Annotated in this window: 18 protein-coding genes; 15 read left to right on the top strand and 3 right to left on the bottom strand. The window is 65.1% G+C overall.

Features of this window, described 5'->3' with window-relative positions; all coding sequences use genetic code 11:
• The first annotated feature begins 95 nt into the window (after positions 1–95).
• From F3J19_RS13875 to F3J19_RS13860, 4 genes are all read left to right on the top strand, one after another.
• Positions 96–1,427, top strand: coding sequence for an efflux RND transporter periplasmic adaptor subunit (locus tag F3J19_RS13875; RefSeq protein WP_167042193.1), 1,332 nt, complete (start codon positions 96–98; stop codon positions 1,425–1,427).
• A complete protein-coding gene (locus F3J19_RS13870; RefSeq protein ID WP_240158936.1) occupies positions 1,424–2,950 on the top strand; it encodes an efflux transporter outer membrane subunit in 1,527 nt (508 codons plus the stop codon). Before F3J19_RS13875 ends, F3J19_RS13870 begins: the two co-directional genes overlap by 4 nt.
• A 187-nt stretch (positions 2,951–3,137) precedes the next feature.
• On the top strand, positions 3,138–4,394 hold the full coding sequence (locus F3J19_RS13865; RefSeq protein WP_167042190.1) for an MFS transporter: 1,257 nt from the start codon (positions 3,138–3,140) through the stop codon (positions 4,392–4,394).
• 301 nt (positions 4,395–4,695) lie between these two features.
• Positions 4,696–4,881 (top strand): hypothetical protein, encoded by a 186-nt coding sequence (locus F3J19_RS13860; RefSeq protein ID WP_167042188.1) that lies wholly within the window; start codon positions 4,696–4,698, stop codon positions 4,879–4,881.
• 124 nt (positions 4,882–5,005) lie between these two features.
• Here the strand turns inward: F3J19_RS13860 and mgrA are convergent, their stop codons facing one another.
• On the bottom strand, positions 5,006–6,049 hold the full coding sequence (mgrA, locus tag F3J19_RS13855) for an L-glyceraldehyde 3-phosphate reductase (protein WP_167042186.1): 1,044 nt from the start codon (positions 6,047–6,049) through the stop codon (positions 5,006–5,008).
• Positions 6,050–6,275: 226 nt separating this feature from the next.
• Between mgrA and F3J19_RS13850 the strand changes: the two genes are divergently transcribed.
• Positions 6,276–6,482 carry a DUF3185 family protein gene (locus F3J19_RS13850; RefSeq protein WP_167042184.1) on the top strand — a complete coding sequence of 69 codons (207 nt, stop codon included), beginning with the start codon at positions 6,276–6,278 and terminating at the stop codon, positions 6,480–6,482.
• A 178-nt stretch (positions 6,483–6,660) separates the two neighbouring features.
• Here the strand turns inward: F3J19_RS13850 and F3J19_RS13845 are convergent, their stop codons facing one another.
• Positions 6,661–7,422 carry a phytanoyl-CoA dioxygenase family protein gene (locus tag F3J19_RS13845; protein WP_167042182.1) on the bottom strand — a complete coding sequence of 254 codons (762 nt, stop codon included), beginning with the start codon at positions 7,420–7,422 and terminating at the stop codon, positions 6,661–6,663.
• 427 nt (positions 7,423–7,849) lie between these two features.
• Here F3J19_RS13845 and F3J19_RS13840 point away from each other — a divergent pair, with 427 nt between their 5' ends.
• The gene (locus tag F3J19_RS13840) at positions 7,850–8,209 is read left to right on the top strand and encodes a hypothetical protein (RefSeq protein ID WP_167042180.1); all 360 of its coding nucleotides are present in this window, start codon (positions 7,850–7,852) and stop codon (positions 8,207–8,209) included.
• A gap of 124 nt (positions 8,210–8,333) precedes the next feature.
• Here F3J19_RS13840 and metK read toward each other — a convergent pair whose 3' ends face one another.
• Complete coding sequence (gene metK / locus F3J19_RS13835; RefSeq protein ID WP_167042178.1) at positions 8,334–9,524, bottom strand: methionine adenosyltransferase; 1,191 nt, start codon at positions 9,522–9,524, stop codon at positions 8,334–8,336.
• Between the two features lie 297 nt (positions 9,525–9,821).
• Between metK and F3J19_RS13830 the strand changes: the two genes are divergently transcribed.
• The 9 genes from F3J19_RS13830 (at position 9,822) to dksA (ending at position 18,856) form a co-directional block, all read left to right on the top strand.
• Positions 9,822–10,706, top strand: coding sequence for a lipid A biosynthesis lauroyl acyltransferase (locus tag F3J19_RS13830; RefSeq protein WP_167042176.1), 885 nt, complete (start codon positions 9,822–9,824; stop codon positions 10,704–10,706).
• Between the two features lie 443 nt (positions 10,707–11,149).
• A complete protein-coding gene (locus tag F3J19_RS13825; protein WP_205192848.1) occupies positions 11,150–11,593 on the top strand; it encodes a DUF2778 domain-containing protein in 444 nt (147 codons plus the stop codon).
• Positions 11,590–11,853 (top strand): non-ribosomal peptide synthetase, encoded by a 264-nt coding sequence (locus tag F3J19_RS13820; protein ID WP_240158935.1) that lies wholly within the window; start codon positions 11,590–11,592, stop codon positions 11,851–11,853. Before F3J19_RS13825 ends, F3J19_RS13820 begins: the two co-directional genes overlap by 4 nt.
• Positions 11,854–12,342: 489 nt before the next feature.
• Positions 12,343–13,329 carry a diaminopimelate epimerase gene (dapF, locus tag F3J19_RS13815; protein WP_167042174.1) on the top strand — a complete coding sequence of 329 codons (987 nt, stop codon included), beginning with the start codon at positions 12,343–12,345 and terminating at the stop codon, positions 13,327–13,329.
• Positions 13,330–13,386: 57 nt separating this feature from the next.
• Positions 13,387–14,133, top strand: coding sequence for a DUF484 family protein (locus tag F3J19_RS13810; protein ID WP_167042172.1), 747 nt, complete (start codon positions 13,387–13,389; stop codon positions 14,131–14,133).
• 39 nt (positions 14,134–14,172) lie between these two features.
• The gene (xerC, locus tag F3J19_RS13805; RefSeq protein ID WP_167042170.1) at positions 14,173–15,096 is read left to right on the top strand and encodes a tyrosine recombinase XerC; all 924 of its coding nucleotides are present in this window, start codon (positions 14,173–14,175) and stop codon (positions 15,094–15,096) included.
• Positions 15,097–15,220: 124 nt separating this feature from the next.
• Positions 15,221–16,423, top strand: a complete 1,203-nt coding sequence (locus F3J19_RS13800) for a class I SAM-dependent rRNA methyltransferase (RefSeq protein WP_167042168.1) — start codon at positions 15,221–15,223, stop codon at positions 16,421–16,423.
• A gap of 222 nt (positions 16,424–16,645) precedes the next feature.
• Positions 16,646–17,746, top strand: a complete 1,101-nt coding sequence (locus tag F3J19_RS13795) for a GTP-binding protein (protein WP_167042166.1) — start codon at positions 16,646–16,648, stop codon at positions 17,744–17,746.
• A gap of 690 nt (positions 17,747–18,436) precedes the next feature.
• Positions 18,437–18,856, top strand: a complete 420-nt coding sequence (dksA, locus tag F3J19_RS13790; RefSeq protein ID WP_008923580.1) for an RNA polymerase-binding protein DksA — start codon at positions 18,437–18,439, stop codon at positions 18,854–18,856.
• The last annotated feature ends 80 nt before the right edge of the window (positions 18,857–18,936 follow it).

Here is an 18,936-nt window from a genome sequence, read left to right as displayed (position 1 = left end):
TTTACAGGCATAGATGCAGGCACCGATGCAAGCGCAGGCCGCGGCCATACGAAAGGCAGCGTCGACTGTCCATGCATTTCCAGAGGGGAAGTTTGATGGAAGCACAACGTCCGAACGGCTCGGGATCGGGCTCGGGTGCAGAGCACGGCGCGGCGCACGATCCCGCCAAAGCGCGGCGCACGCGCTGGCTCGCGATCGTGGCGGCGGTCGCGGTACTCGCGCTCGCCGCGCAAGGCATCTGGTCGCGCCGCGATGCGCACGCGGCGCTCGAACGCGATGCCGAGCACGCGAGCCAGACGAGCGTCGAAGTCGTGCTGCCGCAGAAGTCGTCGGCGGAGCTCGATCTCGTGCTGCCCGGCAACGTGCAGGCCTTTCTCGATACGCCGATCTACGCGCGCACCAACGGCTATCTGAAGAAGTGGTACGCCGATATCGGCGCGCATGTGAAAAGCGGCCAGTTGCTCGCGGAAATCGACACCCCCGAAGTCGACGACCAGTTGCGCGCCGCCCGTGCCGATCTCGCGAACGCCCAGGCGAACTACGCGCTCGCGAAAAGCACCGCCGACCGCTGGAGCGACATGCTGAAGAACAAGTCGGTCTCGAAGCAGGAGACCGACGAGAAAGTCGGCGACATGCTCGCGAAAAAAGCCACGCTCGATGCCGCGCACTTCAACGTCGCGCGGCTCGAAAAAACGCAGTCGTTCCAGAAGGTCTATGCGCCGTTCGACGGCACCGTGACCGCGCGCAACGTCGACGTCGGCGCGTTGATCGACGCGGGCAGCGCGGGCGGTCCCGCGAAGGAGCTGTTTCATGTCGCGCAGGCGGACCGTCTGCGTGTCTACGTGAACGTGCCGCAGGCCTACGCGCAGCAGGTACGCGCACAGCAAAGCGCCTATCTGACGCTGACCGAAACGCCGTCGCGGCATTATCCGGGCACGGTCGCGCGCACGGCGGGCGCGGTCGATGCACAGCAGCGCACGATGCTCGTCGAGGTCGACGTCGACAATCGCGGTGGCGAACTGTTGCCGGGTGCGTATGCGCAGGTGCATTTCGCGCTCGGCGCGGGCGCGGCGCCGTTCACGCTGCCGGGCAATGCGCTGCTGTTCCGGCCCGACGGCGTGAAGGTCGCGACCGTCGACGCGCAGCACAAGGTAAAGCTGCTGCCGGTGTCGCTCGGCACGGACTTCGGCACGCGCGTCGCGATCGCCTCGGGTTTGCAGGGCAACGAACTGGTGATTCTGAATCCGCAGGATTCGATCGTCGATGGCGCGCCGGTGCGGATCGTGTCGCGCAAGCCGGCGGCGAATGCGGCGGAAGGGGCGAACGGTGCAAGCGATACGGCAGGGACGGCCGGCACAACCGGCGCGGCGGCCAGCGCGCTAGCCGTGCAGGGCCGCGCGAAGCGGGCCGCGAGGACGCAATCATGAAGAGGCCGGTTCCGCGCCGTGCCCCGGTACTTGCGCTGACATTCACACTGACATCGGCACTGACACTCGTCTGTGCACTGAGCGCCTGCACCGTCGGCCCCGACTACGTGAAGCCGGCCGCCGTCACGCCCGCGACCTGGCGCGAACTCGAAGGCACGGGCTGGAAGCCCGCGCAACCGGCCGACACGCTCACGCGCGGCGCGTGGTGGCACATCTACGCGGACCCGTCGCTCGATGCGCTCGAACAGCGGGTCGCGAGCGAGAACCAGGACGTGCAGGCCGCCGAAGCGCGTTTTCGCGCGGCCCGCGCGACCGTCGCGCAATATCGCTCGAATTTTTTCCCGGTAGTCACGGCGGGCGGCGGCTTTTCGCGCACGCGAACCTCGGAGAACGTGCTGCATAAATCGACCGCCGGCCTCACGCTGAACGACTACATCGTGCAGGCCGACGCCTCGTGGGAGCCGGACCTGTGGGGCCGCATCTCGCGCAGCGTCGAAGGCGCGAGGGCCGCCGCGCAGGCGAGTGCCGCCGACGTCGACGCCGCGCTGCTGTCGATGCAGGCCGAACTCGCCACCGACTACTTCGAGCTGCGCGGACTCGATCAGGAACGCCGGCTACTCGACGACACGATCAAGGCCTACGAGGAAGCGCTGGAGTTGACGCAGCATCGCTACGCGGGCGGCATCGCCACCGACGCCGACGTCGCGCAGGCGCAAGCGCAGTTGAAGACCACGCAGACGCAGGCGCTCGACCTCGGTGTGCAGCGCGCGCAACTCGAACACGCGATCGCGATCCTGATCGGCCAACCGCCCTCGACCTTCACGCTGTCCGTTGCGCCGCTCGTGGCCGCGCCGGTCGTCGCGGCGAGCGGCGTACCGTCGGATCTGCTCGAACGGCGGCCCGACATCGCGGCGGCGGAGCGGCACGTCGCCGCCATGAACGCGCAGATCGGCGTCGCGACGGCGGCGTTTTTCCCGAACCTGATCCTCTCCGTGACGGGCGGCCTCGAAGCGACCAACTACAGCCAGTGGCTGCTCGCGCCGAGCCGGCTCTGGTCGCTCGGGCCGACGCTCGCGGGCACGCTGCTCGACTTCGGCGGACGCGCGGCCGTCAAGGAACAGGCGCGCGCGCATTACGACGAAAGCGTCGCGCAATACCGGCAGACGGTGCTCGACGCGTTCGGCCAGGTCGAGGACAACCTCGCCGCGCTGCGCGTGCTCGAACAGGAGGCCGCGGCGCAGGACGACGCGGTGGCCGCCGCGCAGCGCTCGCTCGCGGTCGTGTCGGACCGCTACAGGAACGGCGCGATCACCTATCTCGACGTGGTCGTCGCGCAGACGACCGCGCTCACCAACGAACGCAACGCGGTAGCAATCGCGCGCCGGCGGATGGCCGCGAGCGTCGCGCTCGTGAAGGCGCTCGGCGGTGGCTGGGATGTGTCGGCGCTGCCGGGCGAGGACGAGATCGTGCATCCGCCGGCCTCGACGCCAACGCCGGCCGGCGCGGTGGCAAAAAGCGGTTAGCGCGGCTAGCGGTATTGGCGACAAGGGCCGCGCAGTCGGGTCGCGGCAGTCGCTTTCGCGGCACCGCCAACCGCCCATCCTGCTGGCTGCGCGCGGCGCCGCTTTGCCCGCGCCAACGTCCCGAATCCGCTTTTCCGCGTATTCTTAACGCTTTTGTGCTTTTTTGCGTGCCCCAAGGAGTCTTGTCGTGACCCTCCCGCCGGAATCCCAGCGGACTGCTTCTGCCGTTCCCTCCCCGGCCGCCGCCCCGGCGGCGGCGGACATCCCCTATCTCGAACGGGGCACGCGCGCCTACTGGCGCGCCGCTATCGCACTGCTGTTCGCCGGTTACGCGACGTTCTCGCTGCTCTACTGCGTGCAGCCGCTGCTGCCGTCGTTTTCCGATGCGTTCGGCGTGACGCCCGCGCAGAGCAGCCTGTCGCTGTCGCTCTCCACCGCCGCGCTCGCGCTCTCGATCTTCGTCGCGGGCTTCGTCTCCGAAGGCTGGAGCCGCCACAAGCTGATGACGACATCGCTCACGGTATCGGCGGTGCTGACCATCGGCGTGTCGATCGCGCCGCACTGGCATCAGCTGCTCGCGCTGCGCTTTCTCGAAGGGCTCGCGCTCGGCGGCGTACCGGCCGTCGCGATGGCCTATCTCGCCGAGGAAGTGCATCCCGACGGCCTCGGCCTCGCGATGGGGCTTTACGTCGGCGGCACGGCGATCGGCGGCATGGCCGGGCGCGTGATTACCGGCGTGGTCGCCGATCTGTTCTCGTGGCGCGTCGCGATCGGCACGATCGGCGTGCTCGGCCTGCTGTCGATGCTCGCGTTCCGCGCGCTGCTGCCGCCGTCGCGCCACTTCGTGCCGCGTCGCGGACTCGGCTTCGCCCATCACCGCACCGCGCTGCTCAAGCAGTTCACGCGGCCCGGACTGCCGTTGTTGTTCCTGCTCGGCTTCGTGCTGATGGGCAGCTTCGTCACGCTGTACAACTACATCGGTTACCGGCTGCTCGCGCCGCCGTATCGCCTGAACCAGACGGAGATCGGCGCGATTTTCGTCGTGTATCTGACCGGCGTGGTCGCCTCGCCGTGGTCGGGGCGCATGGCCGATACGTTCGGCCGCGCGCGCGTGCTGATGGCGAGCCTGCTGCTGATGGCGTTCGGTCTCGCGCTGACGATGCTGCATCCGCTCGCGGCGATCGCCACCGGCATCGCCTGCCTGACGTTCGGCTTCTTCGCCGGCCACGCGGTGGCGAGCGGCTGGGTCGGCCGGCTCGCGAAAGAGGCAAAAGGCCAGGCCGCCGCGCTGTACCTGCTCGCGTACTACATCGGTTCGAGCGTGGTCGGCTCGTACGGCGGCCGCGTGTGGGCCAGTCATGGCTGGAATGGGGTGGCCGGGCTGGTGGGAACGCTGCTCGTCATCGGACTGCTTGCCGCGATGCGGCTGCGCCGCCGCGAGTAGCCGGCGAACGATGCCGTATCGAACCAGCGCGCATCGAATCGCGCCTGAACGTAAGGCGTACGTAAACGAACACTTCATAGTTTTCGACCATGCTTGCTGCGCCGCATCAATCGCCGCAAGCCCTGTTGGACGGGGTTCAGCGGTTTGCGAATAAGCACCGTTGAGCCCCCTGGACGCCATCTCGCGCCGTGATGGCCGTCCAACGGTCTCCTATACTCGAAACGAGTTCGGACGCGGCAGAGTTTCAGCCCGCAGTCCGCGCCGGAAATGCATAGCCACTCTTGCATGCGAGGAGACGAATATGACGACGTACTTTACGATCAGCGATTTCATTCTGGTCATTCCGATGGCGCTGGCGGGCGCGTTGTTCGTCGGCGCGCTGCCCTGCAAGACCGAAGTGCGGCACAACGCGCTGCGCGTGCTGGGCGCGCTGATCGGCGTCGTGTGCGCGGTGGCGCTGGTCGAAGGGCTGCCCGCGCTCGTCTAGCGCAAGCCATATAAAAAACCGCCTTCGCGTGAAGCGTCGGCGGTTTTTTTCGTCTCTGCTAACACGGTGGACGGCCGGCTGACTCACTTGTCGCCGGCGCGTCCGTCGCGTGCCCGTTACGCGATCAGATTGCCTGATCCGTCGACGGCTTTTCCCACAGGTTGATCCCGCCTTCGGTCGCGTAGCGGTCGATCTCGGCGAGTTCGTCGGCGGAGAACGCGAGGTTCTTCAGCGCGCCGACGTTCTCGCGCACCTGCTCCGCCCGGCTCGCGCCGATCAGCACCGAGGTCACGCGCTGATCGCGCAAGGCCCACGCGAGCGCCATCTGCGCGAGGCTCTGGCCGCGACGTTGCGCGATGTCGTTGAGCTTGCGCACGTGCCCGATGTTCTGCTCGCTCAGATGCTCCTGCTTCAGCGAACCGCCGCCCGCCTTGTTGACGCGCGCGTCGGACGGCACGCCGTTCAGGTACTTGCTGGTCAGCAAACCTTGCGCGAGCGGCGTGAACACGATCGTGCCCGCGCCGACCGCTTCGAGCGTATCGAGCAGGTCGCGCTCGATCCAGCGGTTCAGCATGTTGTACGACGGCTGATGGATCAGCAGCGGCACCTTGTATTCGGCGAGCAGCTTCGTCATTTCGCGCGTCTTCGCGGACGAATACGACGAGATGCCGATATACAGCGCCTTGCCCTGCTGCACCGCGCTCGCCAATGCGCCCGCGGTTTCCTCGAGCGGCGTATTCGCATCGAAGCGGTGCGAATAGAAGATGTCGACGTAATCGAGGCCCATGCGCTTGAGGCTCTGATCGAGACTCGCGAGCACGTACTTGCGCGAGCCGCCGCCCTGGCCGTACGGACCCGGCCACATGTCCCAACCGGCCTTCGACGAAATCAGCAGCTCGTCGCGATACGGTTTGAAATCGTCCTTGAAGAGGCGGCCGAAGTTGGTTTCCGCGCTGCCGTACGGCGGGCCGTAGTTGTTCGCGAGGTCGAAGTGGGTGATGCCGAGATCGAAGGCCGTGCGCAGGATGTCGCGCTGCGTGGAGATCGGCGTGGTGTCGCCGAAGTTGTGCCACAGGCCGAGCGACAGTGCCGGCAGTTTGAGACCCGATTTGCCGCAGACGCGGTATTGCATGTCCGAATAGCGTTCTGAAGCTGCTTCGTAAGCCATTGCTAGTGTCCTTGTCGATGAGATCGCCCGGCGATTGCGGGCTTGAGGATTCGCGCGATGCGAGAGGCGTACTGCTCGAAGGATTGTTGTGGTGGTGTCGTCGTGGTACGGCGAGACCGCTATGGTAGCCAATCGACTTCATCCTTGCAGGGACCCAGTATGCGGGATGGACGATCGCGAACGGCTCACCTACACTCTGGCCGGATCAAGCTGATGGGAGAAGCAGATGACGAAAGCGATTTCGATCGCGCTGATTGTCGGCGGCATCGTGTTGCTGTATTTCGGCGGGCAAGCGTTCAACTCGGTGAGCAGCGACGTATCGCGCTTCTTTACCGGTTCGCCGACCGACAAGGCGATCGTGCTGATCGTCGCGGGCGTGGTGGCGACGCTGGCGGGACTGACGGGCGTGGCGTTGTCGGGGCGCAAGCGTTGAGGGCACGCGTGGAGAGCATGCGCGAGGCCGTCACGAAGGTGTGAGGCAAAGGTTGACGGTAAGAGCTAGCGGTAAAGCGCGCAATCAAGGCATCGATGAACATGCGGCGCCTGTCGCTCGCGTTCGCATGATGATCGAATGCGAACGCGAGCGACAGGCGCCGTCGTCGTTCACGAGCCTAGAACGCGATCTCGGGCTTGGCGGCCGAACGCGTGCCGGGCAGCGGCACGTTGCTCGCGCCGTGATAGGTGTACACCAGCGAAAACTTCACCTGATCGCTGAGATTCTTGCCGGCCGAATGCAGCGTATTGCAGTGGAAGAACACCACGTCGCCGGCCTTCAGCTCGGGCGACACGGCGGTGCGAATCGCGGCCTGATTCTCTTCGAGATCGGCGCGAAAAAATCTGGCTTCGTCGAAACGGTCCGACGTCAACGCCGCGCCGTGCGATTTCGGCACGAACCACAGTGCGCCGTTGTCGACGGTCTCGGGGCCGACCGCGAGCCATACCGACACCAGATCGTCGCGCTCGAACGACCAGTAGCGCACGTCGCGATGCCAGCCGGTCAGGCTGCCGTATGCGGGATGCTTGGTCATCATGCAATTGTGATGCGCGCGCGACAGCCGCGGCTCCTCGCCGAAGTACAGCTCCATCCAGCCGCGAATTTCCGGCGCGGTGGCCCATTGCGCGAAAGCCGGATGACGCCCGTACGCGTCGAGCAGACGTCGCACCGTATGTCCGCCCAGGGCATCTTTCGACGACGGCGCGCCCGGATACTGCAGATCCGCCTCGAACTCGATCGGCGCCGCGGCTTCGTGCAACTGCTGCTGCGCGATCCGCTTCAGTTCCGCACAACGCTCGGGCGCCACCAGGCCCGGCACCACGACAAAACCCTGCTCCCGCAACGTGTGAATCTGCTCTTTTTTCGAATGGAGTGACATGGTGTTCCATGACTGTCGGCTAACTGATCTTCGATTGTAAAACGGGCGCGATCGGCCTGCGTTCTTTCGAGGGGACGTTTTTGCCGAACGTGTCGAGCAGGCTTTTTTCGCGGACAACGGCACGCCTCGCGCAACGATTCGGGCGACGCGTCGATCCAGGGCAAACCCGCAACCGCAGGGTAAAAACGGACTTTCTGACGTCACGAATCGCGTGTAGCCTACTGTGTCATGTTGATCGCTGCTTACGCACTTCTGCGCCGCGCGCGGGCCATTGCGACCCATGCCGCCGGTTTCTTCGCGTTTTCCCACCAAATTTCCGGCTTTCACGCCGTTCACCGCAACCCCGTCATCGGCACGTTGGGGGCTGCGTCGCGTGCACATCCCGGTGCGCGTCTCGGCGGGCGGTACTTTGCCTACTTGTGAAGCCATGCATACTCTTCTGAGCACCCGTCTCACTCGCGCCGCGCTGAAAGCGGCGCGTCCTGCGCGCCGCCATCTGATGCGGGCGCTGCGTCACCATGCCGCCCGCACGCGCGCGCTCGGCGAACAATGGCGCGACGCCAGGGCCGTCGATGGCATCCGCACCTGGTTCCATACGTTCTTCTCGGCGCTGCGCCAGCAAAGCGGCGCGCGCCGTTTCTCGCTGCGCACGCTGCTGCGCAAGCCGACGCCGCAGCGTCTCACCGCCGCGAAACGCGCGCCGGCTGCCGTGCAGGTTCATACGAGCCGCCGGCCGCGGCGGCTGTCGACGAGCAGCAGCGGGTGGTTTGCGTTTGCGAGCCGGTAACACGGAAAACGCGGCGGCAAACGCAGCAGCAAGCGCATCCGGTACATCACCTACGTCCGATAAAGAAAAACCCCGCCCGGCTCGCGCCGGCGGGTTTTTTTAGCTTGATGCGGTCGACTCGCGCTTATTCGGCGAGTGCGGCAACCGGCTCGGTGCCGGCAGCTTCGGCGAGTGCCAGCGCCTTGTCGGTCGCTTCCCACGTGAATTCCGGCTCTTCGCGGCCGAAGTGACCGTAGGCCGCGCTCTTCTCGTAGATCGGGCGCAGCAGATCGAGCATCTGGATGATGCCCTTCGGACGCAGATCGAAATGCTGACGCACGAGTTCGGTGATCGTGGCATCCGACACGCGGCCCGTGCCGAACGTGTTGACCATCACCGAAGTGGGCTGAGCCACGCCGATCGCGTACGACACCTGGATCAGGCAGCGCGACGCGAGACCCGCGGCCACGATGTTCTTCGCGACATAACGGCCGGCGTAAGCCGCCGAGCGGTCGACCTTCGACGGGTCCTTGCCCGAGAACGCGCCGCCGCCGTGGGGCGCTGCGCCGCCGTACGTATCGACGATGATCTTGCGGCCCGTCAGACCGCAATCGCCCTGCGGACCGCCGATCACGAAGCGACCGGTCGGGTTCACGAGGAACTTGATGTCGCCCTTGATGAGTTCGGCCGGCAGCGTCGGCTTGATGACTTCCTCGATCACCGCTTCGCGCAGCGTGTCGAGACTGATGTCCGGCGAATGCTGGGTGGACAGCACGACCGTGTCGATCGAATGCGGCTTGCCGTCGACGTAGCGCACCGTGACCTGCGACTTCGCATCGGGGCGCAGCCAGGGCAGACGGCCGTCGCGGCGCAGATTCGCCTGACGCTCGACGAGACGGTGCGACAGGTGGATCGGCAGCGGCATCAGTTCCGGCGTTTCCTCGCACGCGTAACCGAACATCAGGCCCTGGTCGCCCGCGCCCTGATCGAGGTTGTTGTCGTGCGCGCGGTCCACGCCCTGGGCGATGTCCGGCGATTGCTTGTCGTACGCGACGAGCACCGCGCAACCGCGGTAGTCGATGCCGTAGTCGGTGTTGTCGTAGCCGATGCGCTTGATCGTGTTGCGCGCGACCTGGATGTAGTCGACGTTCGCGGTCGTGGTGATTTCACCGGCCAGCACGACGAGACCCGTATTGCAGAGCGTTTCGGCTGCGACGCGCGAGTATTTGTCTTGCGTGAGGATGGCGTCGAGGATGGCATCCGAGATCTGGTCCGCGACTTTGTCGGGATGGCCTTCGGAAACGGATTCGGAAGTGAAGAGATAGTCGTTTGCCACGTTGCGGACTCCTGTTGTGTGGTTACGGTTGAGTTTCACGTAGCCAGCTTCGGGAGCCTGAAGCGGCGACGCTTTAGCGGATTACCTGACCGTTGGGCGCGGATATCGCATGGAAACCCATGGATCGCACCTGCCGGCTTCGCCCCGCAAGTTGTCTATTAACTCGGCGAAGCCCTTATTATAGCGACTTCCCATAATTGTCACAGAGTGTCCACGAGTGCGGCATCACGTCCATTTCTCCGCTGTCCCGAATTCGTCGCCTCCGGCCACGTGCGCCGCCGCGCGCCTGGAGGCGGCATGCTGAGCCGCTACGGCGCGAAGCTCGCGATCGGGCTGCTCAAACTCTTTGCGCTGCTGCCGTATGGTTTCGTCGCCCGTCTCGGCGACGGCCTCGGCTGGCTGCTCTATCAGCTCCCGAGCCGCCGCAAGCGCATCGTCCACACTAACCTCAAGCTGTGCTTCCCCGACTGGAGCGACGAGCGCCGCGAGGATGTCGCGCAGAAGCATTTCCGTCATGCGATCCGCAGCTATCTCGAACGCAGCGTGCAGTGGTTCGGCTCGGCGAAGAAGCTCGAAAAGCTGATCCAGCTTGATAGCGCAATCGATCTGACGGACCCGGATCTGCCGCCTACGCTGTTTCTCGGCTTTCACTTCGTCGGTATCGAGGCCGGTTCGATCTTCCTGAACTATTCGCTCAGGCGCCAATGCGGCTCGCTCTATCAGCCGATGTCGAACCAGGAGCTCGAGGCAGTCGCCAAGGCGGCGCGCGCGCGTTTCGGCGCGGACATGGCGAGCCGCGCCGACAGCGCGCGCATCGTGCTGCGCTGGCTGCGCGAGCGCAAGCCGGTCATGCTCGGCGCAGACATGGACTACGGCGCGCGCAATTCGACGTTCGTGCCGTTCTTCGGCGTGCCGACCTGCACGCTGACCGCGGTCGGCCGTCTCGCGAAGGTGGGGCACGCGCAGGTCGTGCCGTTCATCGGCGAGGTGCTGCCGAACTACAAGGGTTATCGGCTCAAGGTGTTCAAGCCCTGGGAGAACTACCCGAGCGGCGACGACGACATCGACGCGCGCCGCATGAACGAATTTCTGGAAGAGCAGATTCCGCTGATCCCCGAGCAGTATTACTGGGTGCACAAGCGGTTCAAGACGCGGCCGCCGGGGGTGCCGGGGGTGTATTGAGGGGTGGGGGGCGGATGGGCGAGTGATATCGCAGATTTGCAAGCGAACCCAGATATCCAGACGAAAAGCCGGCTTGTAAAGGCCGGCTTTTCGTTTCACGGCCGGGCATTGCCTCACTCATCGCACAGGTGCCGTCCCGCCCGCTCCCGCCGCAGCCCGCCAGCCGAATCGGCTTGACGCACCAATGCAGTTCGCAACGATCCGCAACACTCCGGCAAGTTGATCCCGCCCAGCATAGTTCGCCTATCCGCAGCACGCCTGGCCTTGCCTGGAAAACCATCAGCAAATTCGACGACTCACGGTTCGGGAGGACGCGCGGACAATTTTTCGACAATAAATGGACCACTCAAGTGCTAGGGTGGTTCTCTTCATAGGCCATTTAACAACTCGCTAACCAGAAAAATATACCCATCAACTGCACGTTCCGTCTTAATGGAAAAACGATGTCGACGTTGTCTTGCGCGGGTGTAGGAAACTTCTCGGTCTTTTCGGGCGATAAGGCCGGCAAGGACAATCCCGCTTATATCGCAGTTCCCAACGTCGGGCTGCTGCCGCCCGGCCGCTATTACATAGTTGATCGCGGATCGGGCGGCATCTTCACACATCTTCGCGATTTCTTTCTGCAGCATCTATACGGAACTGACCGAAGCAAATGGTTCGGACTCTATAAAGACGATGGAGAGATCGATGACAGGACATTCGTAAACGGCATTGCAAGGGGCAACTTTCGACTGCATCCCCGAGGCCCTCAAAATTTGAGCGAAGGCTGCATTACTCTGGACGATCCAGTCGGCTTCGAGCGACTTCGCGCGCGGCTGCTGGCAACATCGCGGATCGCCGTACCCGGTGGCAAGGGCTTCGCCTATGGAACCGTTGACGTTCAATGACAACTGTCTTTAAGGTTTGTCTCTATACCGCCTTAACGCTTGCCCTCACATCAGGCTTTATGTGGTGCTTCGGGCATATCCAGTTTTCCGACTGGGCAACCGATGCGCTGGTGCAATTCGGTTCATTCTTTCGCGTCTATGGCGACGAGAATCTGGAAGACCTCTATCTTGATGTAACGTTCCTGATTTCCCTCGCATTCGCAATATCGATCGTATTGGCAGCGCATCGGCTCCGCGGCAAACATAAGCGCCGAGGGTAGCTCACAAACCCACATTCTTCCCGGACGGCGCTTCACGCGCCGTTCTGCGTTGCTCTGAACGAAGCAGCTGATGTCCCTGGCAACGCGCGCTTTCTTTCGTTTGCCAATCACGCGTCCGCGACTGCCGTGGGCGAAGCCGACTCTATTTCAAACGAGTCGAATTCAACAAGCGGCCCCGCACCTAGCGTGGCCGAAAAAACATCTATCGGCTTTGGTTGGTAGGTGTTTTTTCAAAGCAGGATCTCTCGCGTAATTCGAGCGCCCGATTGTTGCGGGGAGTACTTTCGCCACTGGCGACCTGTTCAACATCGCCGCCCGACGACGGCATCCCCGAGCGATGTCGATACCGGCGCCATGAGCACTGCGTGTATCATCCACTATTGGTCTGACACGGCTCGAACGCATCGACGGCGAGGCCGTCAGCCCGTCCCGGATTCCGGCTTCGCTCGAACCCACGAAGCCCTCTGCAGCAACGGATACACGGAAAACGTGAAGCTTAAATTCACCAAAATGCATGGCGCGGGCAACGACTTCGTCGTGCTCGACGGCTACACCCAGCCGGTCAACCTCACCACGGCGCAGGTGCGCGCGCTCGCGAACCGCCATTTCGGCGTCGGCGCCGACCAGTTGCTGCTAGTGGAAAAGCCGACCGTCGCAGGCGTCGATTTCAGATACCGCATCTTCAATTGCGACGGCGGCGAGGTCGAGCACTGCGGCAACGGCGCGCGCTGTTTCGTCAAGTTCGTGCGCGACCGCGGCCTCACCGACGAGCGCAGCGTGCGCGTGCAGGTTCAGAAAGGCACGCTCACGCTGACGATGCAGGACAACGGCGAGGTGATCGTCGACATGGGCGCGCCCGTATTCGATCCCGCGCTCGTGCCGTTCGCAACCAAGGGTCTGCAAGGCCGCCGCGAAGGCGCGGACACGCTCTGGCCGCTCGACGTGAACGGCACGACACGCTGGATTTCGGTCGTCTCGATGGGCAATCCGCATGCGGTGCAGATCGTCGACGATGCCGAAGCGTTCCCCGTGCTCGTCGAAGGTCCGGTGATCGAGCGGCACGCCCGCTTCCCGCAGCGCGTGAACGCGGGTTTCATGCAGATCGTCAGCCGCAGCGAGATCCGCCTGCGCGTCTACGAGCGCGGCGCGGGCGAAACGCTCGCGTGCGGCACGGGCGCGTGCGCGGCCGTCGCTGCCGGCATCCGGCGCGGGCTGCTCGACTCGCCGGTGCTCGTGCATACGCACGGCGGCGATCTGACGATCACCTGGGACGGCGCGCAGGAAGGCGCGCCGTTGCTGATGGCCGGCCCCGCGGCGACCGTCTTCGAAGGCGAGATCGAATTGGCCGACGAGCTGGCCGACGAATTGGCCAATACGTTCGCCGCCGACCTCGCCCACGAACCGTCCGCCACGTCGCAAAACGATTCGCAGCACGATTCATCCGGCACACGGACCACCGTTGCGCCGGCTGCCTGAACTCATTGACCGGCGCGCCGCCCACGGCGGCCGTCCCGTCGTCCTTTAGCCGAAACCATGAACGATCGCGAAGTCGCCGAATACCTGCTCGCCAACCCCGAATTCTTCGTCGAACACGCGGAAACGCTCGCGACCATCCGGCTCGCGAATCCGCATGGCAAAGCCGCGGTCTCGCTGCAGGAGCGGCAAATGGAGATGCTGCGCGACAAGAACAAGCATCTCGAACGGCGCCTCGCCGAACTGCTGCGCTACGGTCACGAAAACGACAGCATCGCGTCGAAGTTCAACCGCTGGACCATCCGCGTGATGGCGGAGCGCGATCCGTACGCACTGCCACGCACGATCGCCAACGGTCTGCGCGACATCTTCGACGTGCCGCAAGCGGCGCTGCGCGTGTGGGACATCGCCGAGCCGTACGGGCAAGCCGACTTCGCGCGCCACGTCAGCGAGGAAGTGCGCATTTTCGCGAGCAGCCTGACGACGCCGTACTGCGGCGCGAACACCGGCTTCGAGGCCGCGCAATGGCTCGTGCCGGCGGCGAACGGCGCCGCGAGTGGCGCGAACGGAGCAACCGGCGCGGCCGACGAAAACGGCGCCATACCCGATGAAGCGGCCCACGCGACCGAATCGGTCGCCCTGCTCGCGTTACGCGACCCCGAAAGCGCCGAGACTGCCCCCACGTTCGGCCTGCTCGTGATGGGTTCGGCCGACGCGCGCCGTTTCCACGACGGCATGGCGACCGATTTCCTCACGCAGATCGGCGCGCTCGCTAGCGCCGCGCTGAGCCGGCTGCTGCCGCGCTGATTCCGCGCCCCGCTCGCGCACTCGCCGCCGCAACCCACCGTGACCGCCGCCGACCCGATCGCCGCCTACCTGTCGCATCTCGAGCACGAGCGGCGGCTCTCGGCGCATACGCTGCGCGGCTACACGCACGAACTCGAGGAACTGAAGCGGCTCGCCAACGGCCGGCCGCTCGAAAGCCTCACGGCGGTCGACATTCGCGGCGCCGTCGCGCGCGCACACGCGGGCGGCCTGACGGCGCGCTCGATCGGTCACCGGCTGTCGGCATGGCGCGCGTTTTATCGCTGGCTCGCCGGCCGCGTCGATCTGCCGGCCAATCCGGTCGCGGCCGTGCGCGCGCCGAAGCAGGCCAAAACGCTACCGAAGGCGCTGTCCGTCGACGACACCGCGCGTCTGATGGACAACCCGCCGGCCGACTCGCCCGAGGGCCTGCGCGATCACGCGATACTCGAACTGTTCTACTCGTCCGGCCTGCGGCTCGCCGAACTGGTCGGCCTCGACGTCCGTTTCGCCGACACCGAAGGCTACCGCTCCGCCGGCTGGCTCAAGCTCGATTCGGCCGAAGTCGAAGTGCTCGGCAAGGGCAACCGGCGCCGCGTCGTGCCGGTCGGCGGCAAGGCGGTGGCGGCGCTGAACGCATGGCTCGCGGTGCGCGGGCAGATGGTGAAGCACGATCCGCATCCGCTCTTTCTGTCGGCACGCGGCAACCGGCTCTCGCCGAACGTCGTGCGCGAGCGCGTGAAGCGCGCGGCGCTCGCGGCCGGCATTCCCGCCAACGTGCATCCGCACGTGCTGCGGCATTCGTTCGCGACGCACGTATTGCAGTCGAGCGGCGACCTGCGCGCGGTGCAGGAACTGCTCGGCCACGCGAGCATCACCGCAACGCAGGTTTATACGGGGCTCGATTTCCAGCATCTCGCCCACGTCTACGACAGCGCGCATCCGCGCGCCAGAAAACGTAACTGATCACGCAACGGATCGCGCCACCGACAACACGACCGCCGCCGCCCGCCACGGCACGCGGCCCTCACCCCCGCTTCATGCGCCGCGCCGGGCCTGCCCCGCGGCCCCTTGTTCCCGCTGACATCCGATGAATACCGTTACGCTCAAACCGTCGAAAGAAAAATCGCTGCTGCGCCGCCACCCGTGGGTCTATGCCAACGCGATCGATCACGTCGACGGCCACCCCGAGCCGGGTGCGACCGTGCTCGTGCGTGCGCGCGACGGCCGCTTTCTCGCACGCGCCGCGTACAGCCCGCACTCGCAGATCCGCGCGCGCGTCTGGAGCTTCGACGAAGCCGAGCCGATCGATCACGCGTTCTTCAAGCGCCGCGTGCAGCGCGCGCTCGCGCATCGTCGCGCGATGGTGCGCGACACCGGCGCGGTGCGGCTGATTTTCGGCGAAGCGGACGGCCTGCCCGGTCTGATCGTCGATCACTACGTCGCCGAGGATGCGGGCCAGCGCAGCCAGCTCGTCTGCCAGTTCATGGCGGCGGGCGTCGAGGCGTGGAAAGAGGCGATCGTCGCGGCGCTGGTCGGCGCGACCGGCTGCCCGAACGTCTACGAACGCTCGGACGTCTCGATCCGCCAGAAGGAAGGGCTCGAACAGATCACCGGCGTGCTCGCGGGCGAACCGCCGTCGGACCGGCTGATCGCGAGCGAAAACGGCGTGCGCTATCACGTCGACGTGCGCAACGGCCATAAGACCGGCTTCTACGTCGATCAGCGCGACAACCGCCTGCTCGTGCAGCAGCTCGCGCAGGATCGCGACGTGCTGAACTGCTTCTGCTACACCGGCGGCTTTTCGCTCGCGGCATTGAAGGGGGGAGCGAGGCGCGTGGTGTCGGTCGATTCGTCGGGCGAGGCGCTGGCGCTCGCGCAGCAGAACGTCGCCGCCAACGGCTTCGACGCGGCACGCGCCACATGGCTCGACGCCGACGCGTTCAAGACGCTGCGTCGCCTCTACGACGAAGGCGAGCGCTTCGATCTGATCGTGCTCGATCCGCCGAAATTCGCGCCGTCGCGCGAGCACGTGGACCGCGCCTCGCGCGCCTACAAGGACATCAACCTGACCGGCCTGAAGCTGCTGCGCCCGGGCGGCCTGCTGTTCACCTACTCGTGCTCCGGCGCGATCGACCCCGAGCTGTTCCAGAAGATCGTCTCCGGCGCGGCCGCCGACGCCCGCGTCGACGCGCGCATTCTCAAGCGGCTCGGCGCGGGCGTCGACCATCCGCTGCTCACGGCTTTCCCCGAGGGTGAATACCTGAAGGGTCTGCTGTTGCAAATCACCTGATCGCCCCTATTTACGGGCGGATTGCAGGCGCCGACGGCAGCATCGGCGCGGGTTGGCCGTCGTGGGCGCAAACGGCCCCGACCTGCGCCCGCCCGGCAAATATGTTTCAATAACCGGCCAGACGGGCTGCGCGCCATGCGGCCGCCGCGCCCGGCCCACGCATCCGGCTAGCTCAGGCTAGCGTTCGAGTACGCACCGTTTTACGACTTACAGGCGACCTACATGATCCCCGTCACCATCCTGACCGGCTTTCTCGGCAGCGGCAAAACCACTCTGCTCAAGCGCATCCTGAACGAAAAGCACGGCATGAAGATCGCCGTCATCGAGAACGAGTTCGGCGAAGAGAACATCGACAACGACATCCTCGTGCAGGACAGCAACGAGCAGATCATCCAGATGAGCAACGGCTGCATCTGCTGCACGATTCGCGGCGACCTCTCGCGCGTGCTGGGCGATCTGGCCGCGAAGAAGCAGTCCGGCGAAGTGGACTTCGACCGTGTCGTGATCGAAACCACCGGCCTCGCGAATCCGGGCCCGGTCGCACAAACCTTCTTCATGGACGACCAGATCGCGGGCGAATTCCTGCTCGACGCGATCATCACGCTGGTCGACGCGAAGCACGCGAACCATCAGCTCGACGAACACGAAGTGGTGCAGCGTCAGGTCGGTTTCGCCGACCGCCTGTTCGTCACGAAGGCCGATCTCGTCGACGAACAGCACGTGGCCGATCTGCGCCACCGTCTGCTGCACATGAACCCGAAGGCGGCGATCAAGGTCGTCAATTTCGGCGAGGCGGACATCAAGGAAATCTTCGATCTGCGCGGCTTCAACCTCAATTCGAAGCTCGAAATCGATCCGGACTTCCTCACCGAAGACGAGCACGCGCACAGCCACGCGCATGCGCACGACGAGCACGGCCACACGCACGCCGACCACGCGCATGACCACGCGAACTGCGATCACGAGCACGGCCATTGCGACCACGAAGGCCACGATCACGGGCATCACCACCACGCGCACCACGACGACAAGATCAAGTCGTTCGTGTACCGCAGCGACCGCCCGTTCGATGCGAACAAGCTCGAAGACTTCCTCGGCGGCATCCTGCAGATCTACGGCGAGCATCTGCTGCGCTACAAGGGCGTGCTGTATATGAAGGGCGTCGATCGCAAGGTCGTGTTCCAGGGCGTGCACCAGATGATGGGCAGCGACCTCGCCGCGAAATGGCAGCCCGCCGAGAAGAAGACCAACAAGATGGTGTTCATCGGCATCGAACTGCCGCGCGACCTCATCACCGACGGGCTCGACGCCTGTCTCGCCTGAGCGGCCGCCCCGCTCCCTGGCGGGCCCGGGAAGGTACATGGCCTGCCGCGCGCGCCGTGCGGCAGGCAGTGCGTGTCATGGCCACGGTGTGCCGGGGCGCTCGCCGCGCATCGCAGCACCGGGCCGCAATCCTCTGCTAAAAGCGCGGCTCGGCGGTGCCCAAGCCAGTCGAAAGCCAATAGTATGAAAAGCGCGTGAAAACCCTGTTGTATCAAACAGCGCACGACCATCGCTTTTTGGCCTTGTGCGCGTTATATTTTCAGGATATCAATGCGCCGCAGACAGATTTCCGCCAGTTGCGGTGCCGTATTGTGATTCAGTTACAATACGGGCCCACTGGAGAATGACAACGAATTGCCCGGTCGCGCGTATCCCGCGGCGGGCCTGAAATGGCGCCGGAAAATCTTGTCCGGAGACACGCCGAAAACGTCGGCGAGCATGGCCCGAAAGGGCACGCGCTTGCCGGCAAGCGATGCCTCGGGAGCATGTGAGAATCGGTTTCCAGAGGAGTTCGGCCCCGCAGCGGCGTAGCTAGCAACGCCCGGCGCGTGGTCGCGAGGCGCTTCGGCGTCACGACAGCCCAACGTTCGTGGCCACCCGGCGCTGTGCGTCCGCGCAATGCCTGTGCGGGCAATACGAGAGTGCGGGCACTATGTAAGAGTTTTGCCCCACATTGAAGAAGTAAGCCAGATGACGACGAAACGACTCTTGACCGAAGCCGAAATCCTGAAGATGAGCGACAAGGATTACATGAATGAGGATCAGCTCGCCTTCTTCAAGAACAGGCTCGAACAGTTGCAGGCGGACATTCTCCGCAATGCCGGCCAGACGACCGAAAATCTGCGCGAAACGGTCATCGTGCCGGACCCGGCCGACCGCGCGACGATCGAGGAAGAGCATGCGCTCGAACTGCGCACGCGCGACCGAGAGCGCAAGCTGCTGAAGAAGGTGCAGCAATCGATCGCGCGCATCGAGGCGGGCGATTACGGCTGGTGCGAAGAAACCGGCGAGCCGATCGGCATTCCGCGTCTGCTCGCGCGGCCCACGGCCACGCTGTCGCTCGAAGCCCAGGAGCGCCGCGAACTGCGCCAGAAGCTGTTCGGCGACTGAACGCCAGTGGCGCGGGCTGCGGCCGCGCGCCCCACAACGCTGCTTCGTCGAGAGGCGCACGGTAAGCCGTGCGCCTTTTC

This window comes from Burkholderia sp. Ax-1724, from assembly GCF_011752995.1.
GTDB lineage: Bacteria > Pseudomonadota > Gammaproteobacteria > Burkholderiales > Burkholderiaceae > Paraburkholderia.
This window is presented reverse-complemented; position numbering and strand designations above follow the sequence as displayed.